This window comes from Buchnera aphidicola (Cavariella theobaldi), assembly GCF_964059165.1.
Classification (GTDB): Bacteria; Pseudomonadota; Gammaproteobacteria; order Enterobacterales; family Enterobacteriaceae; genus Buchnera; species Buchnera aphidicola_BO.
In genome coordinates this window covers 426,614-445,551 of the sequence record NZ_OZ060413.1, presented here as the reverse complement: position 1 = coordinate 445,551, position 18,938 = coordinate 426,614, and the positions used below count along the sequence as shown (strand labels likewise).

The following is an 18,938-nucleotide window of genomic DNA, read 5'->3' as shown; positions in this document are numbered from 1 at the left end:
ACGTAAATTTTGATTTATTAAGATTCAATAGATGTTATTATTAATATTTAAATATTATACACATAATAATGCAATTTTTTTAAAATGAAAAATAATGTGAGTATGATACTTATTTTAAAATTATATAAAATATGTTATTTTTTAAGCATTATATCGTCACTATTTTCTGGAATAGTAACGTTTAATTGAATAACTTTTCGACTATCTACTACAGATATTTTAAAAATATACCCATTGATATTAATAGTATCGCCATGACTGGGTAAATGACCAAATTCTTTCATGACTAATCCACCGATAGTATCTACTTCTTGATTTTGAAAGTTTGTCTTAAAAGTATCATTAAATTCTTTTATTTCTGTTAATGCATTTATTGAAAATGTATATTTATGTAATTTACGAATATTACAATTTTCTTTATTATCATATTCGTCTTCAATTTCTCCTACAATAAGCTCGAGTATATCTTCTATGGTAACCAATCCAGAAATAACTCCAAATTCATCTATTACTACTGCCATATGATTTTTTTTAGAACGAAATTCTTTTAACATTATATCAACATACTTACTTTCTGGAACAACTACTACAGGTCTTAATATTTTTTGAATACAAAAAATACCTTTTGAATTCCTCATAAAAGGCAATAAATCTTTAGCAATTAAAAAACCTTCTACATAATTTTTGTCACTACTCATCACCGGAAATCTTGAATGAGCAGATTTAATAATGATATCTAAACACTTGTTTAAATGAAAATTTAATTTCAATGTTATCATTTGTGTTCGTGGAATCATAATATCTTTAATTTTTGTTTTAGCAATATGCATAACTCCTTCTAACATGTCACATGTGTCTTGATCAATTAATGAATTCTGTTCTGCATCACGAATGAGAACTAATAGTTCTTCACGGGTTTTAGGTTCATCATGAAACATATGATTTAATAAAATAGAAAAAAAACCTTTTCTATTAATTTTATCGCGTTTTTTTGAAGAATGATCACTCATATTTTTATGATTTATTTTTTTTAAATACGTTACACCATTCTATGGTAGAATAATATTATTGGAAATAGTTATTATAAGATATTAATTATTGTTTAATACATAGGGCAGTGGATAATTAAAATATAACATAATTTTATTTTCTATACTTTCCATTTGTAATTTTTCATTTTTTTCTTTATGATCATATCCTAATAAATGTAATGTTCCATGTATAATCATATGTGCCCAACGAGAATATATATTTTTTTTATATTTTATTGCTTCTTGTTCTATAACATTTTTGCATAGAATTAAATCGCCTAGTAATATATGGTTTTTTTTTATTACCTGATTATATTGAAAGGATAAAATATTTGTGGGAAAATTACACTGTCTATACGTAAAGTTTAAATTCGACATTTCTTTTTCATCTACAATACGTATTGTTATAATATAAGTATTTTTTTTTTATATAAAACTTTCTTTATCCATTTTTGAAAATATAACTTATTTGGTATAGATTGAGTTTTTTGACAGTTTTTTTGAATATGTACAATAATATTTTTCATAATTTTTTTAAATGATTTCGCCTTTTAATAAGTGTGTATGAGTCTGTTTAATTTTTAATGGAACAAATTTTCCAATCATCTTAGGAGATCCTTTAAAAGTAACAATCCTATTGTTTTCTGTTCTTCCAGATAGTTCCATTATGTTTTTTTTAGATATTCCTTCTACGAGTACGTTTTGTATACTCCCTAACATTTTTTTACTCCAAATCATAGTTTTTTGGTTAATATTATCTTGTAAAATATATAAACGTTTTTTTTTCTCTTCTATGGGAGTATTATCAATCATTTCAGATGCCGGCGTTCCTGGTCGATGAGAATATATAAAACTAAAACTCATATCAAAATTAATTTTATTAATGAAATCTAGAGTTTTTTGAAAATCTTTTTCAGATTCTCCAGGAAATCCAACAATAAAATCGGAACTAATTTGAATATTAGGTCGAACATGTATTAGTTTTTCAATAATTTTTTGATACTGATCTGTAGTATATGATCGCTTCATGAGTTGAAGGATTTTATCAGAACCACTTTGTACTGGTAGATGAAGAAAACTAACTAATTTAGGTGTATCTCTATAGACGTTAATAATATCATCGGTAAATTCAAGAGGATTACTTGTAGTAAATCGAATTCTATCAATACCGTCAATCTCAGCAACTAATCTTAATAATTCTGAAAAATAACAAATTTTTCCATCAAATGTTAATCCTTGATATGCATTAACATTTTGTCCTAATAAATTAATTTCACGAACTCCTTTATCTGCTAATTCTGATATTTCAAATAAGATATCGTCACATGGTCGACTAACTTCTCTTCCCCTCGTATATGGAACAACACAAAATGAACAATACTTATTACAACCTTCCATAATAGATATAAAGGCTGTATATCCTATTTTTTCATAATGCGATGTATTTTTAAACTTTTCTAATAGAGGAAAGCTAATATCCATAATTGAAAGATTATTTTTTTCAACTTGACCAAGCATTTTAGGTAATCGATGTAATGTTTGAGGACCAAATATTATATCTACATAATTAGCTCTTTTAAATATTTCTTCACCCTCCTGAGAGGCTACGCAGCCTCCTACTGCTATAATAATAGAAGTATTTTTATTTTTTAATTTTTTCCATCTACCTAATTGATGAAATACTTTTTCTTGTGCTTTTTCTCTAATAGAGCAAGTATTTAATATTAAAACGTCAGCTTTTTCTGGAATGTTAGTAGTTTTATAACCATTTTTTTTTTCTAATAGATTGGTTATCATGATTGAATCATATTCATTCATTTGACAACCCCAAGTTTTAATATATATTTTTTTCATAATTCATTTATAATATTAGTTAGAGGATTAAGAGATTATATAATATATATTATCAGAAATATTTTTAAAATATTGTCATAATCAAACTTTATCAATATCTTAGATAGATATTTTAGCTTTAATATGTGGGTATGCATTATACCCTTCTATTTTAAAATCTTTAATATTATAGTCAAATAATGATTTAGCTTTTCTAATGATAGTCAGTGTAGGTAGCGCTCTGGGTATTCTTTGTATTTGTTTTTTAGCTAATTCAATATGATTTTTATATAAATGCACATCACCTCCTGTCCATAAAAAATGTCCAATTTTTAAATTACATTGCTGAGCAATCATATGTATTAATATTGCATAACTAGCGATATTAAATGGCAATCCGAGAAATACGTCACAAGATCTTTGATATAGTTGACAACTTAATGTTTTTTTATGGACATAAAATTGAAATAATACATGGCAAGGTGGTAAAGCCATTTTATGTATTTCTCCGGGATTCCAACTGGAGACTAAAATTCTACGAGAATTAGGTTCATTATTTAATTGGTGTAATATGTTATTTATTTGATCAATGTTTTTTCCTTTTGCGGTGCACCAGCGTCTCCATTGTTTGCCGTATATTGGACCTAAATCACCATTTTTATCTGCCCAATCATTCCAAATCGATATCTTGTTATCTTGTAAATATTTTATGTTGGTATCACCTTTTAAAAACCATAATAATTCATGAATAATTGATGGAATATGACATTTTTTAGTAGTAATGAGCGGAAAACCTTTCTTTAAATCAATTTTTATATTATATCCAAAAATTGATAAAGTGCCCGTTCCTGTGCGATCGCTTTTTGCATTTCCATGTTTAATGATTTTTTTCATTAACATCAAGTATTGTTTCATTCTATATAAGCCGTTTTTTTCTAGTATTATGAAATGATTTTATAATAATAATCAATCCAGTAATAACCATGGGTGCAGATAATATTTGCCCCATAGTAATAAGATTATAAAATAATCCAATTTGAGGATCAGGTTCTCTAAAAAATTCAATTATTATTCGAAATATACCATAAGAAATTAAAAATACACCACTCACACTACCTATTGGTCGATTTTTTTTTTTAAATAAATAAATAATTAAAAATAATATAACACCTTCAAAAAAAAATTCATATAATTGAGAAGGATGTCTTGGTAATGATCCGTACTTATGTAATAATGATTGCAATTGTGGATATATTTTTGTCAATTTAATATCTTCATATCTTGATTGAGGAAATATCATGGCAAATGGTATATTAAGTGCAATACGACCCCATAATTCACCATTGATAAAATTTCCTAATCTACCAGCACCTAATCCAAATGGTATTAATGGCACTATAAAATCAGATATTTCTAAAAATTTTTTTTGATATTTTAGAGAAAAATAAAAAATAACAGCAATAGCCCCTATTAAACCTCCATGAAATGACATACCGCCTTTCCAGATTTCAAATATATACAATATATGGTTCGTAAAATATAAAAAATGATAGAAAATAATGTATCCAATACGTCCTCCAATACATGCTCCTAAAAAAACATAATATAACAATATTTCTTCTTCTTTTTTACTGAATAGTTTATTATTAATATTATTTTTTTTTCTATACCATAGTGCAAAGATAAAACTAATAAGATACATGAATCCATACCAATGTGCTGATATGGGTCCAATAGAAAAAATAACAGGATTTAAATGAGGGAAATTTATATACATGTATTAAAGTTAAATCCTTGGTTTTGAGTACAGCATTTATTAATTAATTATATTCAATATTATTCTCTAGACTTAATATTTCTTGAATCGTTTGACGTCTTCTAATCATGCGAAACTTTTTGTTTTCTAATAATATTTCAGGAATTAAGGGTCTAGTATTATAATTCGATGACATTGAAGAGCCATACGCTCCTGTGTCATGAAAGATTAAATAATCACCTACATATATAATAGGTAACTTTCTCGTTTTTACCGACCCCCCTTCTTCTTGCGTAAAAATATCACCAGATTCACATAATGGTCCGCCTACAATAGTATCGATAGTATTTTTTTCATCTATTTTTCTATTATTTGAAGCTATGACTGAAATATGATGATAACTACCATACATAGCAGGTCGCATTAAATCATTGAATCCAGCATCAACCAAGACAAAATTTTTATTACCCATTTTTTTTACTACTCTTACTTGTGTTATGAGCATGCCCGATTCAGCAACTAAAAACCTTCCAGGTTCAATCTCTAATTCAATTTTTGTATTTAAACAATCAGAGATTTTTTTTTTAGCAAGATTCCATATCTCAAAGTATTTATTGATATCAATGGGTTTTTCGTTAAATGTATAAGGTATTGGTAAGCCTCCACCAGCAGAAATATATGATATTTTTTGATTTATTTTTAATGCATTGTTTATCATAGATTGGCATACTTTTTCAAGATGCTCATAATTTACACCAGAACCAATATGAATATGTAACCCTATTAATTTTAATTGGTATTTATGAATAATAGGTAATGCTAAATAAGGATTCCAAATTCCATGTTTGCTATTCTCCCCACCAGTATTCGTTTTTTTACTGTGTCCATAACCAAATCCAGGATTAATTCTTAACCAAATATGATGACCTGGAGATTTTTGTCCTAGTTGTTCTAACATATCTAAAGAGCCGGCATTTACAGGTATTTTAAAATTGACTATTTTAGATAAAGTTTCGTGATCAAATAGATCTGCTGTAAAAACGATTTCATTATTTTGAGGATTAAATCCTGCACATAAAGCCCGCTCGATTTCTCCTAAAGATACTGCATCTATTTTGACATTATTATTTCTCATTAAACGTAATATGTGAGTATTAGAGCAAGATTTTTGTGCAAATCTAATAATATCAAATTTTTTTAATAAATTAATTTTTTTATAAATTATATGAGCATCATATATCCAGAATGGAGATGGGTATTTATGTATTAATAATTTTATATTTTTTATATTGAGATTATTTTTAGTATTTGTCAGTAACTGAGGCATAATTATATCTCTTTTTTATTCAATTGAACGGAGAGTAGGGAATAAAATAACATCACGAATACTAGTTTGGTTAGTAAAAATCATAATTAATCGATCAATACCTATACCCATGCCTGAAGTAGGAGGAAGGCCATATTTTAGTGCTTCTATATAATCTTTATCATAAAATAAACATTTATTTTTTTCATTTTTTAGTGTTGTAATTTGTTTTAAAAATCTATTTTTTTGATCTTCAACATCATTTAATTCTGAAAATCCATTTGCTATTTCATACCCTGCGATAAATAATTCAAATCTATCAGTAACATTATGATTTAAGTCGTTTCGTCTTGCAAGTGGAGATACTTCAACTGGATAATGAGTAATAAAAGTAGGTTGAATAAGTTTTTTTTCAATATTTTTTTCAAAAATTTCATTTTGTATTTTACCAAGTGTCCATTCATCATAAGTAAGAATTCCCATTTTTTTTGCGATATTTTTTATTTTTTTTATATCTTTTAATTCATTCGCATGAATTTCTGGATAAAATTTTAGAATAGCATCCGTCATACTTAATTGGCAAAATGGCTTTTTAAAATCGAGTAAATATTTATGATATTTTACGGTATTTTTTTTAAAAAGAAACATAGCTATGTTTTGACATAATTCTTCTATGATTTTTATCATATCTTTATAATTGGAATAAGCCATATAAGCTTCCATCATAGTAAATTCCGGATTATGTCGAGCAGATATTCCTTCATTACGAAAATTTCTATTAAGCTCAAAAATACGCTCAAATCCACCTATAACTAGCTGTTTAAGATATAGTTCTGGTGCAACTCTTAAATACATATTCATATTAAGTTCATTATGATATGTAATAAATGGGCGCGCTACTGCTCCACCCGGCATGTTTTGTAACATCGGTGTTTCAACCTCTAAAAAATTTTTTTCTATCATAAAATTTCTAATTTTTATGATAATATCAGATCTTTTTTTGAAGAGATGAAATAATTTTTTATTACTTATTAAATCTAGATATCTTTGTCTATAACGCTTTTCTTGATTTGCTAAACCATGAAATTTATCTGGTAATGGTTTTAAAGATTTTGTTAGGATGTTTATCTCGCTGCAAAAAATAGATAATTCTCCTGTTTTTGTTTTAAATAAAGTACCTGTTGCGCTTAATATATCTCCTATATCCCATTTTTTATAATTTTTTTTATGATCTTTATGATCTTTATGGTCTTTTATATACAGCTGTATAGTACTGTGCATCTCTTGTAATGTAAAAAAAGTTGCTTGTCCCATAATACGTTTTTGTATCATACGACCAGCAATAGAAAAATTTATATTTAATTTTTTAAGTTCTACAATTGTTTTATTTTCATATTTTTTGCGTATGTCTTGTAATGACATATTTTTTTTAAATTGATTAGGAAAAGAAAATCCATTTTTTTTCATGTCAATTAACTTTTTTTTTCTGATTTCGTTTTGATTATTATCAGCATTAATGCTCTTATCTTGTGTCATTATTTTATAATCCCATTTTTAAGCTATTTTCAATAAAATCATCCAAATCGCCATCTAATACAGATTGGACATCATTTTTTTCAATACCAGTACGTAAATCTTTTACTTTTGAATTGTCTAATATATAAGATCGTATTTGACTACCCCATGTAATATCAGATTTAGTTTTTTCTAATATTTTTTTTTCATCTTGTTTTTTTTGTTTTTGTATTTCATATAATTTAGCTTTCATTTGTTTCATTGCTTGTTCTTTATTTTTGTGCTGTGAACGATTGTTTTGACATTGCGTTACAACATTGGTAGGTAAATGTGTAATACGCACAGCCGATTCTGTTTTATTAACATGTTGACCTCCGGCACCAGAAGAACGATATACATCTATTCTTAGATCAGATATATCAATATCAATAAAGATAGGGCTATCAATATCTGGATATACAAAAACAGAACTAAATGAAGTATGACGTCTTTTTCCTGAATCAAAAGGACTTTTTCTAATTAAACGATGAACACCGGTTTCTGTTCGTAACCATCCAAAAGCATATTTTCCAAATATTTTAATTGTAGTGGATTTGATACCAACTATTTCTCCCGAAGATTCTGCGATAATTTCTGTTTTAAATTTTTTTTTCTCGATCCATTTTAAGTACATTCGAAGCAACATTTGAGCCCAATCTTGAGCCTCTGTTCCTCCTGATCCTGATTGTATATCCATATAGCAATTACAGTTATCATTTTTTCTAGAAAACATAGAATAAAATTCGATATTTTTTATTTTGTTTTCTATTTTTGTTAGTTCGAGAAGAATATCCTTTAAGATAGAACTATCTTTTTCTTCTATAGACAAGCGGAAAAAAAAAATTGTTTCATTTATTTTTTTTTCTACTTTTTTAATATTATTTACGATAAAATACAATTTTGATTTTTCTTTATTTAATTTTTGTATAGATTTTTGTATTTTCCAAATATTAGGTGATAGTAATTCATAATTAATTTCTTTCAGACGTATTCTTTTTTTATTATATTCAAAGATACCTCTTTAAATATTTTACACGTTGAATAAATTGATTTATTTGATTAGTGATATTTTTTTTTTCTTGCATAATTGAATCATTCTCTTTTATATATAGATAATTTTATTTTGATTGAATTATATATTTAATAATATAAGTTTATTTATTTTTATTATAAAAAATGACAAAACTATTTTTTTTTGGGGGAGTATATGTCATTATCAAGTTTTTCATCGAATACTGTTTATCCTTCATATCAGTTACCAGCAACTTTAATGCTACTAGAGGATTGGTCTTTAGTTCTAGTTGAAGGTAAAGATAGTAAAAAATATTTACAAGATCAGTTAACAGTCGATGTGTATTCATTAAAACAAACACATTATGTTTTATCTGCTCATTGCAATTTTAACGGAAAGGTATGGAGTGTAATGTATTTATTTCATTATAATAATTATTATGCTTATATTGAACGTTCAAGTGTTGTAGAAAATCAAATAAAACAATTAAGGAAATATTCAATATTTTCTCGAGTCATAATTAAAAAAAATAATGATGTGTGTTTGTTAGGATTAGCTGGATATGATGCCAGACTTATATTATTAACTATATTTGAAAAAATACCAGATCAAACCACTCCAATTATACAGAATAAAAAAGCAATAATTCTTTGGTTTCAAAATCCATCTGAGCGATTTTTATTAATCTTATCGATACAAAATGTCTGTTGGTTAAAAGAGAGAATGGGTAAAAAAATTTTTTTAAATGATAGCAAACAATGGTTATCTTTGGATATAGAATCACAAATACCGATTATAGATGATGCTTCATCTGCAAAATTTATACCACAATCTATTAATTTAGAATTTCTTCAAGCTATTAATTTTCAGAAAGGATGTTATTATGGGCAAGAAATAATAGCTCGAATACATTTTAGGAATCTCAATAAACGTTTTTTATGTATTTTAAAAGGTAAAAAACATATTATTCCTTCAATTGGTTCTTTAATTGAAATGAAAATTGAAAAAACATGGTATAAAATTGGTGTTCTTTTGTCTTTTGTACACCTTAAAAAATCTACAATATGGATACAGGTAGTTTTAGATAAACCAGTACATAATAATAATATATTTAGAATTAATCAATTTGAAAAAATTTTTTTTAAAAAATATTAAACATTTTAATACATTTTATATTTTATGTAATATATTTTGATATAAAGTTTTTTCGCATTGTATTATAGTTTTTATATTTTTTATCCTGTAACCATTTATAGCATATGTTGAAAATATCATGGCCCACGGTATTCTTTTTATTATTTCCGCCCCTAGTGGTACAGGAAAGTCTAGTTTAATTCAAGAATTATTAAAATCTAAATCTTTACATAATATACAAGTTTCAATATCTCATACTACTCGTAGTATACGCCCAGGAGAATATAATGGAAAACATTATTATTTTATATCACATAGAAAATTTCAAAAAATGATTAAAAATGAACATTTTTTAGAGTATGCAAAAGTGTTTAATCATTATTATGGTACATCTCGATATTTAATAGAAAAAATGATGATGTCAGGAATTGATGTATTTTTGGATATTGATTGGCAGGGTGCCGAGCAAATTCGTTACAAAATACCAGAATCAAAGAGTATTTTTGTTTTACCTCCATCTAGAGATGAATTGTATAAAAGATTAAGATCAAGAGGGCAAGATAGTGATGTAGTTATTCATAGAAGAATGGAAAAATCTATTGAAGAAATGCGTCATTATATCGAATATGATTATTTAATTATTAATGACGATTTTAAAAAAGCGATTGATGATTTAAAAAAAATTATTTCTGCGGAACATTTTAGACTATCTTATCAAAAAAATAAATATCATGCTTTAATTTCAAATTTATTAAAAATATAACATGATAAATGGACAAAATTTTTTAAAGTGTAAACGAAACTATATTATAGGAATAAGAAGTTCATGAATATTTTTATATAATTCTATTTTTAGATAGAATTATATAATATATAATGTTCTCTAAACAATTTTATATTGTATTATTTTTTTTTCTATAAGAATTTTTTCTTATGCTTTCAGTTAAATATCTTTTACGTAAACGTATTGAATGAGGAGTAATTTCTACTAATTCATCATCATTAATAAAACTTAAAGATTCTTCTAATGTTAAATTGATGGCAGTAGTTAATGTGATAGCTTCATCTGTTCCAGAAGCTCTCATATTAGTTAGTTTTTTTCCAGTTAAACAGTTTACTGTTAAATCGTTAGCACGATTATGTATGCCAATGATTTGACCCTCATAGACTTGAGTGCCATGCCCTATAAATAATTTACCTCGTTCTTGTAAATTAAATAATGCAAAACCAACTGTCATACCTGTTCCATTAGAAATTAATACTCCATTCTTTCTTTGTCCGATATCATTCTTTTGTAATGTGTTATAATGACTAAAAGAGGAGTAGCATAGCCCCGTGCCCGATGTTATACTCATAAATTCTGCGCGAAATCCAATTAAAGCGCGACTTGACAGTATGTATTCAAGACGCACTCTATTTTGGATATCGATTGTCATATTTTTTAAATCACCTCGTCTTTCGCCAATAAATTGCATTACATTGCCTTGGTGTCGATCTTCAATATCTAAAATAACATTTTCAAAAGGTTCTTCTATGATATTATTAGATTCTCTAAAAATTATTTTTGGACGAGATACTTCTAATTCAAAACCTTCACGGCGCATATTTTCAATTAATATTGCTAAATGCAATTCTCCACGCCCAGAAACGGAAAAAATATTTGCATTTTTTGTTTCCTTAATTTGTAAAGCAATATTATGTATAGTTTCTTTTTTTAATCTTTCCAAAATTTGACGAGATGTAATATATTTTCCTTCTTTTCCAGAAAAAGGAGAAGTATTTACAGAAAAAAACATGTTTACTGTTGGTTCATCAACAATAAGCGCGGGAAGAGGTTTTAAATTTTCAGGATGGCATATAGTATCTGAAATATTCAGTTTATTTAATCCAGTGATAGCAATAATATCCCCGGCATATCCTATTTTTGTTTCTATTCTTTTTAATCCAACATAACTTAATACATTATTAATTTTTCCATTGTTATGTTGTCCTAAACGATCAATTACAGTAACTGTATCATTAGGTTTAACATAACCTTGTTTAATACGGCCTATACCTATCACACCTAAATAATTATTATAATCTAGTTGTGAAATTTGCATTTGAAATTTTTCGTTAACATCTACTGGAGGATGCGGGGCATATTTTATAATAGCATGATATAATGGCTCCATATTGTCTTGTGTTTTTAGATAATCAGTTCCTGATGCACCAAGGATAGCAGAAGTATAAATAATAGGGAAATCTAGTTGTTTATCTGTAGCATTAAGATTGACGAATAAATCAAATATTTGATCTACTACCCAATCAGGACGAGAGTTTTTTCTATCAATTTTATTGATAACAACAATAGGATTTAAATTATATTTAAAAGCTATTTTAGTTACAAATCTTGTTTGAGGCATAGGACCATCTAATGCATCTACTACTAATAATACTGAATCTACCATCGACATTACGCGCTCTACTTCTCCACCAAAATCTGCATGTCCTGGAGTATCAACAATATTGATTTTATATTTTCCCCATTGGATGGAAGTATTTTTTGATAAAATAGTAATTCCTCTTTCTTTTTCTAGATCATTTGAATCCATAATACGCTCAGTTCTTTCTTCATGAGCTTGAAAAGTGCCAGATTGTTGTAACAATTGATCTAATAAAGTTGTTTTTCCGTGATCAACATGTGCTATTATGGCAATATTTCTTATATTTTTATGCATAGTATTTCCTTGCTTTATAGAGAAAATTGAGCAAATTTTTTAAAAGTATTATTACATTTACGATGTGAGTTAAAAAAATTTTTGAGATATCGTATCTATAAGAATAAAATATTAATTTATATAAACATTTTCAATATTTCTTTTAAATAGACTCTTATTAAAAGAAATCTTACATATGATAAACATGTTATAATTATTTGTTCCAATAATAAATATTAAATATTCTTGTATATATTATTACTGAAATTTTGATAATAAGGACTTTTTTATGTTTGTTCTAAATTATAATAAAACATATTTTTTAAATAGTTTTTCAAAAATAAACGATATAAATATTCAAGATGGAATTGAAATTGCATTTGTCGGATATTCTAATTCTGGAAAATCTAGTGCAATTAATGCTTTGACAAATAAAAAAAATTTAGCACGTTTTAGTAAAATGCCAGGAAGAACTCAGTTAATTAATTTTTTTCAAGTCAATTCAGAATTTAGGATTGTAGATTTACCTGGATATGGTTATGCTACTGCTCCTGAAATAGTAAAATTAAAATGGCAAAAAATATTATATCATTATTTAGAAAAAAGAGATTTTTTAAAAGGTATTATTCTTTTAATGGATATTAGATATCCTTTAAAAAAGTTAGATTATAAAATATTAGATTTGGTTAAAAAGAGAAAAATTTTTTTTTTAGTTCTTTTAACTAAATCTGATAAAATGACATTAAGTCAGCAAAATCATCAATTTAAAATAGTACAAAATGAATTAAATAATTTTATACATGATATCCCTGTAGTACTGTTTTCATCCATTCGTAAAACAGGTATCAATATATTAAAAAATACATTGAATTTATGGCATAATTCTTTTTTATAGAAATTTTAAAATATTTTATAAATAAAATTTATTTTTATTAAAATTACATAGCCTTAAAAAATAAAATAAATTTTTTTTATAAGAATTTTTTATTGTCATATCCTGAAGAGTAATATTTATATTTATATTAAGTTTTATTTTTGCTAGTTGATATGAAAGAAAAGCCATATCTTTATTTTTTTTTAATTCTATTGAAATATTTTTGGAATTACGTAGTGATAACGTAGATATTTTTTCTATATTATTATAAATATTTTTTAAATTATAAAAATTATGTAATAAGAATAATGCAGTTTTTTTTCCTATTTTTGGTACACCGGGAATATTATCCGAAGGATCTCCCATTAATGCTAGAAAATCAATAAATTCTTTTGGATTGATACCATATATATCTTTGATAATATTTGGTTTAATTAGAAGATTTTTATTTTTTTGAAAAATATAAATATTTTTTGTAACAAGTTGTAACATGTCTTTATCATTACTAATAATTAGCACATTTTCTCCTGTACTTTCTAATGTGTGTGCTAAACTTCCAATAATATCATCTGCCTCCACCCCCGGAATAGAAAAGGTTTTGACGCCAATTTTTTTCATTATTTCTAAAAGCGGTGGAATTTGTATTGCTAACGTATTTGGCATACGTGATCGATTTTTTTTATAGTCTTTAAAGAGATCATTTCTAAATGTTTTTTTTGATTCATCAAAAACAACAATCATTTTATTTATATTATGGTATTTTTTTAAAATATTATAGATCATTTGTAACATACCATATATTGCACCGTATGGTTCGCCTAAAGTATTTATGTAATCTGGAAATGCATAATAAGAACGATACAGATACAAGCTTCCGTCTATAATAATAATAGGATTTTTTTTAATATACTGCATATTTTAATGAAACACATGTTGGATATAGAAATATTATTTAGTTTAAAAGATATAATTTAAAAGAATATAAACAAGATTTTATTTTATATTTTTTGAATATTAAAAATGTTTATTTTGTACTTAAAAATTTCAATAAACTTATATATTTTGTGACAAAATCATCTTTAAAAGATTTTTCTAACAAATAATAATCTAGTATATATTTTCCTTGTATGATAACTGCTGGAACATGATCCAGTGGAATTTTATTGATGTATTTTTCTTGTTTTTGCACTAATGTATTAATAATGGAGCTATTCCATAATTTATTATATTGATTAACACTAATATTAGTTTCTTTTATAAATAACGCTCGAATACTATCTTCATTTTTAATTGTATGTGTTTCTTGAACAGCTTTAAAAAACGGAATCATTATTTTTTCTTCTAATCTAAGATATTTAGCCATTATCCAAGCTTTTGTTAATAAAGTGCTTAGTTTTCCACCGAAAAAATTCACATGATAAGAGTGAAATATTATATTTTTATCCTTGACCTGGTTGATAAAATGTCTTATATGATGCTTTTGTTCAAATTCATAACAGTATGGACAAAAAAATGAAAAGCAATCTATTATTTTAGGAACGTGTAATACTGGTTGGCTTAATATATAATATTCTTTACCATTAGTAAAATTATTAGCATAAGTATTCCACGATAAAATAATGCTGAATAATATCATTAATATTTTTTTCATCTTTCACCTGATTTTTAATTGTGTCATAATATAAATATTATTTTTTATTTTTTATATATTTTATGTATTTTTATCACTATTAAACATGAAAAATGAAATATATTTATATATATGTATTAAAATTTCATACTTAATAACATGCGAATTTAATTCTTGTTTTATTTAAAATAAAAAACATTTTTTTCAAAAATACCACTATAACATTCTATTAGAAATTTTTTTGTTTTTATGAAAATTACTATATATTTTAAAAATGCTAATTCTATAATATAATCTTTAGGAATTACATATTATTATGTATAAAATACAAATATATTTTTATTTAAAAATTTTTTGAAACTTTTGTATAAAAATTCTTTAAATAATTAACCATAAAAGAACATATTATTTTATTTCAAGTATTTTTTTAAACCAAAATTTAATGTTTATTAAAATAATTTTTTATAGGATTCTACGTAAAAATTTTATCATATCATAAAATATAAATATTTATTTGCTTATTAAAATAGATAAAACTAATATTTTATAAATGATAATCTATTGAAAAATATGAGTTATTAGTATTATGAAAAATAATAATCTATTTGATAATGCGTTGCCAATAAGTGCAAGTCAACTAAATGATTTTAAAAAAACTATTAGCACCTGCTCTAATATTCAGCTAGCATGGCTTTCAGGATATTTATGGCAAAAAGCTAATCAAGCGTCTAATATTATATCTAATGGTTCTAAAAAGATAGACACAGGAAATGCTATTACTATCGTTTCTGCTTCACAAACTGGTAATGCGAAGCTATTAGCAAAAAATCTTCATGAATTTTTTACTAAAAAAAAAATTAAAAGTAATTTATCAAGTGCTTATGATTATAATTTTAAAAAAATTATTCATGCAAAAATATTAATTTTAATTATTTCGACGCAAGGTGAGGGTGAACCTCCAGAAGAAGCGTGGTCTTTATATCAATTTATTATGTCAAAAAAAGCTCCAAAACTACCTAGTTTGCGTTATAGTATATTTGCATTAGGCGATACATCTTATAACTTGTTTTGTCAAGCAGGAAAAGATTTTGATAAAAGATTTAATGAATTAGGAGCAATTCGTTTATGCAAACGTATAGATGCTGATATAGATTATCAAAGTTATTATAACAAATGGTCAAAAGAATTATTTCATATTGTTAATAGTATGAAATTATCGCCTGTTAACACCGAAACAGTGTCAGATAATAAACTACATAGTAAAGAATCAATTTCTATTTGCACTAAAAATAATCCTCTATTAGCACCTATATTAACCAATCAAAAAATTACTGGCCGTTATTCCAATAAAGATGTACATCATATTGAGATTGATCTTAGTCATCTAAATGTTACATATCAACCAGGTGATGCTTTAGGTGTATGGTATAGAAATGATATAAATTTAGTAAAAGAAATATTACAATTGTTATCTATAAATTCTTTAAAAAAAATTATTATTAATAATAATTCTATGACTATTATGAATGCATTAGAGTATCATTTTGAGTTAACAATTAATACTCAATCTATTGTTAAAGCATATGCTGATTGCATTGGTAATAATTTTTTAAAAAACATTATATGTGATAATAAAAAATTAAAAGAATATGTTATTAATACTCCTTTGATAAATATGATTCGTGATTATCCAGCCAAAATATCATCAGAAGATTTAATTAGTTTTTTACGTCCTTTAACTCCACGATTATATTCTATTTCTTCATCCCAAGATGATGTAGAAAATGAAGTTCATATTACAGTTGGTGTAGTGAAAAATTTATTTGATGGACAATTACATTTTGGAGGTGCGTCTGGTTATTTATCACAGTTTTTAAAAGAAGATGATAAGATCAAAATCTTTATAGAAACTAATAATAACTTTCGTTTACCTTTAGATAAAAATGCTCCCATTATTATGATTGGTCCTGGTACAGGCATTGCTCCATTTCGAGCTTTTATGCAGCAAAGGGATATTGACAATGCAAAAGGAAAAAATTGGATTTTTTTTGGTAATCCTAGTTTTACTGAAGATTTTTTGTATCAAGTAGAATGGCAAAGATATATCAAGAAAGGTCTTTTAACAAAATTTAATGCTGCATGGTCACAAGATCAAAAAAATAAAATATATGTTCAAGATAAAATACGAGACAATGCTAAAGATATATGGGATTGGATACAAAACGGAGCATTTATATATGTTTGTGGAAATGCTGCCAAGATGGCTAAAGATGTTGAAAGAACATTAATTAATATTATTATTGAAAATGGTGGTATGAACATGGAACATGCTTGTGATTTTTTAAATAATTTACGTTGCAATCGACGTTATCAAAGAGATGTATATTAATGAAAAAAAAGGATAATGACAACATATCTTTAGATGCAATAATTACAGATGCAGAACGTATTAAGATTCAAAGTAATTATCTAAGAGGTACTATTAGTAAAGATTTAAAAAATGAGATGACTAATGGCTTTATTGGGGATAATTTTTCATTAATTCGATTTCATGGTATGTATCAACAAGATGATCGTGATTTGCGCTTGGAAAGAAATCAACAAAAATTAGAGCCTCGTCATGCAATGATGTTACGTTGCAGAATGCCTGGAGGGATCATTGAAGCAAAAAAATGGTTAAAAATTGATGATTTTGCTACTCATCATACGCTATATAAAACAATTAGACTCACTAATCGTCAGACTTTTCAATTACATGGGATTTTAAAAAAAGATTTAAAAAATGCACATAAAATGTTGCATGATATAGGTTTAGATTCTTTAGCTACTGCTAATGATGTCAATAGAAATGTACTTTGTACTTCCAATCCTATGGAATCTTTAATTCATAAAGAATCTTATGAATGGGCAAAAAAAATTTCGGAATATTTATTACCAAAAACTAAGGCATACGCAGAAATTTGGTTAGATCATAAAAAAATCACAGAAATAAAAACAGAAAAAGAACCTATTTTAGGTAAGAGTTATTTACCGAGAAAATTTAAAACTACTGTTGTTATTCCTCCATATAATGATGTAGATTTATATGCTAACGACATGAATTTTATATCTATTGTGAAAGACAATCACTTAATAGGTTTTAATGTTCTAGTAGGTGGAGGGTTATCTATTGATCATGGAAATCATATGACTTGGCCTTTTCCTGCTGTAGAGTTAGGTTATATTTCAACAAAAAATACTTTATCTGTTGCAAAAGCTATTGTTACAACACAGCGTGATTGGGGGAATCGCGTTAACAGAAAAAATGCAAAAACACGATATACGATACATAATTTTGGTTTAAATGTTTTTAAGAAAGAAGTAGAAAAAAGAGCGAATGTACTATTTCAATCAGTTCATTCATACCATTTTATTGATAGAGGGGATAGGTTTGGTTGGATAAAAGGAATTGATAATTATTGGAATTTAACGATTTTTATTCAAAATGGACGAATATGCGATAGTAAAAATCAATTATTAAAAACGGGATTATTAAAAATTGCTACTGTTCATAAAGGCAATTTTAGACTGACAGCTAATCAAAACATAATAATTTCTGAAATTCCACTTGGAGATAAAAATAAAATAGAAAAAATTGCTATAGAATATGGATTAATAAAACATGTTAGTAATGTCCGAAAAAATTCTATGGCGTGTGTTTCTTTTCCAACTTGTCCATTGGCTATGGCGGAAGCTGAGCGAATGATATCATGTTTTATAAAAAAAATAGAAGATTTACTACTAAAACACCGATTAGAAAAAAAATCTATTATTGTTCGGGTATCAGGATGCCCTAATGGTTGTGGACGATCGTTATTAGCAGAGATAGGATTAATTGGAAAATCGCTTGGAAAATATAATTTATATCTAGGTGGAAATAGAATTGGTAATCGTATTGCAAAGATTTATAAAGAAAATCTTAATGAAAAAGAGATATTAATTGATTTAGAGAATATTGTAAAAATGTGGTCCGAAAGTGAAATTCTAGAAGAAGATTTTGGAGATTTTGTTATTCGCAAGGGTATTGTTAAAGAAATTATTAATCCAATAAATGATTTTTGGAGTTGATA

Annotated in this window: 16 protein-coding genes; 5 read left to right on the top strand and 11 right to left on the bottom strand. The window is 25.7% G+C overall.

The features are described from left to right. Positions 1 to 134 precede the first annotated feature (134 nt). The 8 genes from corC to prfB all read right to left on the bottom strand — a co-directional run bounded on the left by corC (position 135) and on the right by prfB (position 8,565). A complete protein-coding gene (gene corC, locus AB4W59_RS01965) occupies positions 135 to 1,010 on the bottom strand; it encodes a CNNM family magnesium/cobalt transport protein CorC (RefSeq protein ID WP_367672984.1) in 876 nt (291 codons plus the stop codon). An 81-nt stretch (positions 1,011 to 1,091) separates the two neighbouring features. Beyond that, the gene (gene ybeY, locus AB4W59_RS01960) at positions 1,092 to 1,409 is read right to left on the bottom strand and encodes an rRNA maturation RNase YbeY (RefSeq protein WP_367672983.1); all 318 of its coding nucleotides are present in this window, start codon (positions 1,407 to 1,409) and stop codon (positions 1,092 to 1,094) included. A gap of 156 nt (positions 1,410 to 1,565) precedes the next feature. Next, positions 1,566 to 2,885, bottom strand: a complete 1,320-nt coding sequence (gene miaB, locus AB4W59_RS01955) for a tRNA (N6-isopentenyl adenosine(37)-C2)-methylthiotransferase MiaB (RefSeq protein ID WP_367672982.1) — start codon at positions 2,883 to 2,885, stop codon at positions 1,566 to 1,568. A 99-nt stretch (positions 2,886 to 2,984) separates the two neighbouring features. After that, entirely contained in the window at positions 2,985 to 3,779 is a 795-nt protein-coding gene (thyA, locus tag AB4W59_RS01950) for a thymidylate synthase (protein ID WP_367672981.1), read from the bottom strand. Between the two features lies 1 nt (position 3,780). After that, positions 3,781 to 4,641, bottom strand: coding sequence for a prolipoprotein diacylglyceryl transferase (gene lgt, locus AB4W59_RS01945; protein WP_367672980.1), 861 nt, complete (start codon positions 4,639 to 4,641; stop codon positions 3,781 to 3,783). A gap of 43 nt (positions 4,642 to 4,684) precedes the next feature. Continuing rightward, positions 4,685 to 5,947 (bottom strand): diaminopimelate decarboxylase, encoded by a 1,263-nt coding sequence (gene lysA, locus AB4W59_RS01940; RefSeq protein ID WP_367672979.1) that lies wholly within the window; start codon positions 5,945 to 5,947, stop codon positions 4,685 to 4,687. A gap of 15 nt (positions 5,948 to 5,962) precedes the next feature. Next, positions 5,963 to 7,462, bottom strand: coding sequence for a lysine--tRNA ligase (gene lysS, locus AB4W59_RS01935; RefSeq protein ID WP_367672978.1), 1,500 nt, complete (start codon positions 7,460 to 7,462; stop codon positions 5,963 to 5,965). A 4-nt stretch (positions 7,463 to 7,466) separates the two neighbouring features. After that, a protein-coding gene (gene prfB / locus AB4W59_RS01930; RefSeq protein ID WP_367672977.1) for a peptide chain release factor 2 occupies positions 7,467 to 8,565 on the bottom strand; the annotation gives its coding sequence in 2 pieces (ribosomal slippage) (positions 7,467 to 8,489 and positions 8,491 to 8,565; 1,098 coding nt in all). A 122-nt stretch (positions 8,566 to 8,687) separates the two neighbouring features. Here prfB and ygfZ point away from each other — a divergent pair. Together ygfZ and gmk are read left to right on the top strand one after the other, a co-directional pair. Beyond that, a complete protein-coding gene (gene ygfZ / locus AB4W59_RS01925) occupies positions 8,688 to 9,647 on the top strand; it encodes a tRNA-modifying protein YgfZ (RefSeq protein ID WP_367672976.1) in 960 nt (319 codons plus the stop codon). Between the two features lie 118 nt (positions 9,648 to 9,765). Further along, the gene (gene gmk / locus AB4W59_RS01920; RefSeq protein ID WP_367672975.1) at positions 9,766 to 10,389 is read left to right on the top strand and encodes a guanylate kinase; all 624 of its coding nucleotides are present in this window, start codon (positions 9,766 to 9,768) and stop codon (positions 10,387 to 10,389) included. Positions 10,390 to 10,519: 130 nt separating this feature from the next. Here the strand turns inward: gmk and typA are convergent, their stop codons facing one another. Further along, the gene (gene typA, locus AB4W59_RS01915; RefSeq protein ID WP_367672974.1) at positions 10,520 to 12,346 is read right to left on the bottom strand and encodes a translational GTPase TypA; all 1,827 of its coding nucleotides are present in this window, start codon (positions 12,344 to 12,346) and stop codon (positions 10,520 to 10,522) included. 268 nt (positions 12,347 to 12,614) lie between these two features. On the opposite strand from typA, the gene yihA reads away from it, so the two are divergent. Next, entirely contained in the window at positions 12,615 to 13,220 is a 606-nt protein-coding gene (gene yihA, locus AB4W59_RS01910) for a ribosome biogenesis GTP-binding protein YihA/YsxC (RefSeq protein WP_367672973.1), read from the top strand. A gap of 15 nt (positions 13,221 to 13,235) precedes the next feature. Here yihA and AB4W59_RS01905 read toward each other — a convergent pair whose 3' ends face one another. After that, entirely contained in the window at positions 13,236 to 14,114 is an 879-nt protein-coding gene (locus AB4W59_RS01905; protein ID WP_367672972.1) for a 5'-3' exonuclease H3TH domain-containing protein, read from the bottom strand. A 109-nt stretch (positions 14,115 to 14,223) separates the two neighbouring features. Continuing rightward, positions 14,224 to 14,850 carry a DsbA family protein gene (locus AB4W59_RS01900; protein ID WP_367672971.1) on the bottom strand — a complete coding sequence of 209 codons (627 nt, stop codon included), beginning with the start codon at positions 14,848 to 14,850 and terminating at the stop codon, positions 14,224 to 14,226. A 565-nt stretch (positions 14,851 to 15,415) separates the two neighbouring features. Between AB4W59_RS01900 and AB4W59_RS01895 the strand changes: the two genes are divergently transcribed. Both AB4W59_RS01895 and cysI read left to right on the top strand, forming a co-directional pair. Next, positions 15,416 to 17,218 carry an assimilatory sulfite reductase (NADPH) flavoprotein subunit gene (locus AB4W59_RS01895; RefSeq protein WP_367672970.1) on the top strand — a complete coding sequence of 601 codons (1,803 nt, stop codon included), beginning with the start codon at positions 15,416 to 15,418 and terminating at the stop codon, positions 17,216 to 17,218. Then, entirely contained in the window at positions 17,218 to 18,936 is a 1,719-nt protein-coding gene (gene cysI, locus AB4W59_RS01890) for an assimilatory sulfite reductase (NADPH) hemoprotein subunit (RefSeq protein WP_367672969.1), read from the top strand. The genes AB4W59_RS01895 and cysI overlap by 1 nt, the downstream gene beginning before the upstream one ends. Positions 18,937 to 18,938: the final 2 nt, after the last annotated feature.

Bases quoted from the DNA above. Each gene is read 5' to 3' on its own strand.
- lysS (WP_367672978.1), bottom strand. From the start codon at position 7,462: ATGACACAAGATAAGAGCATTAATGCTGATAATAATCAAAACGAAATC.
- typA (WP_367672974.1), bottom strand. From the start codon at position 12,346: ATGCATAAAAATATAAGAAATATTGCCATAATAGCACATGTTGATCAC.
- cysI (WP_367672969.1), top strand. From the start codon at position 17,218: ATGAAAAAAAAGGATAATGACAACATATCTTTAGATGCAATAATTACA.
- lgt (WP_367672980.1), bottom strand. From the start codon at position 4,641: ATGTATATAAATTTCCCTCATTTAAATCCTGTTATTTTTTCTATTGGA.
- ybeY (WP_367672983.1), bottom strand. From the start codon at position 1,409: ATGTCGAATTTAAACTTTACGTATAGACAGTGTAATTTTCCCACAAAT.
- thyA (WP_367672981.1), bottom strand. From the start codon at position 3,779: ATGAAACAATACTTGATGTTAATGAAAAAAATCATTAAACATGGAAAT.
- miaB (WP_367672982.1), bottom strand. From the start codon at position 2,885: ATGAAAAAAATATATATTAAAACTTGGGGTTGTCAAATGAATGAATAT.
- AB4W59_RS01900 (WP_367672971.1), bottom strand. From the start codon at position 14,850: ATGAAAAAAATATTAATGATATTATTCAGCATTATTTTATCGTGGAAT.
- gmk (WP_367672975.1), top strand. From the start codon at position 9,766: ATGGCCCACGGTATTCTTTTTATTATTTCCGCCCCTAGTGGTACAGGA.
- ygfZ (WP_367672976.1), top strand. From the start codon at position 8,688: ATGTCATTATCAAGTTTTTCATCGAATACTGTTTATCCTTCATATCAG.
- lysA (WP_367672979.1), bottom strand. From the start codon at position 5,947: ATGCCTCAGTTACTGACAAATACTAAAAATAATCTCAATATAAAAAAT.
- yihA (WP_367672973.1), top strand. From the start codon at position 12,615: ATGTTTGTTCTAAATTATAATAAAACATATTTTTTAAATAGTTTTTCA.
- corC (WP_367672984.1), bottom strand. From the start codon at position 1,010: ATGAGTGATCATTCTTCAAAAAAACGCGATAAAATTAATAGAAAAGGT.
- AB4W59_RS01905 (WP_367672972.1), bottom strand. From the start codon at position 14,114: ATGCAGTATATTAAAAAAAATCCTATTATTATTATAGACGGAAGCTTG.
- AB4W59_RS01895 (WP_367672970.1), top strand. From the start codon at position 15,416: ATGAAAAATAATAATCTATTTGATAATGCGTTGCCAATAAGTGCAAGT.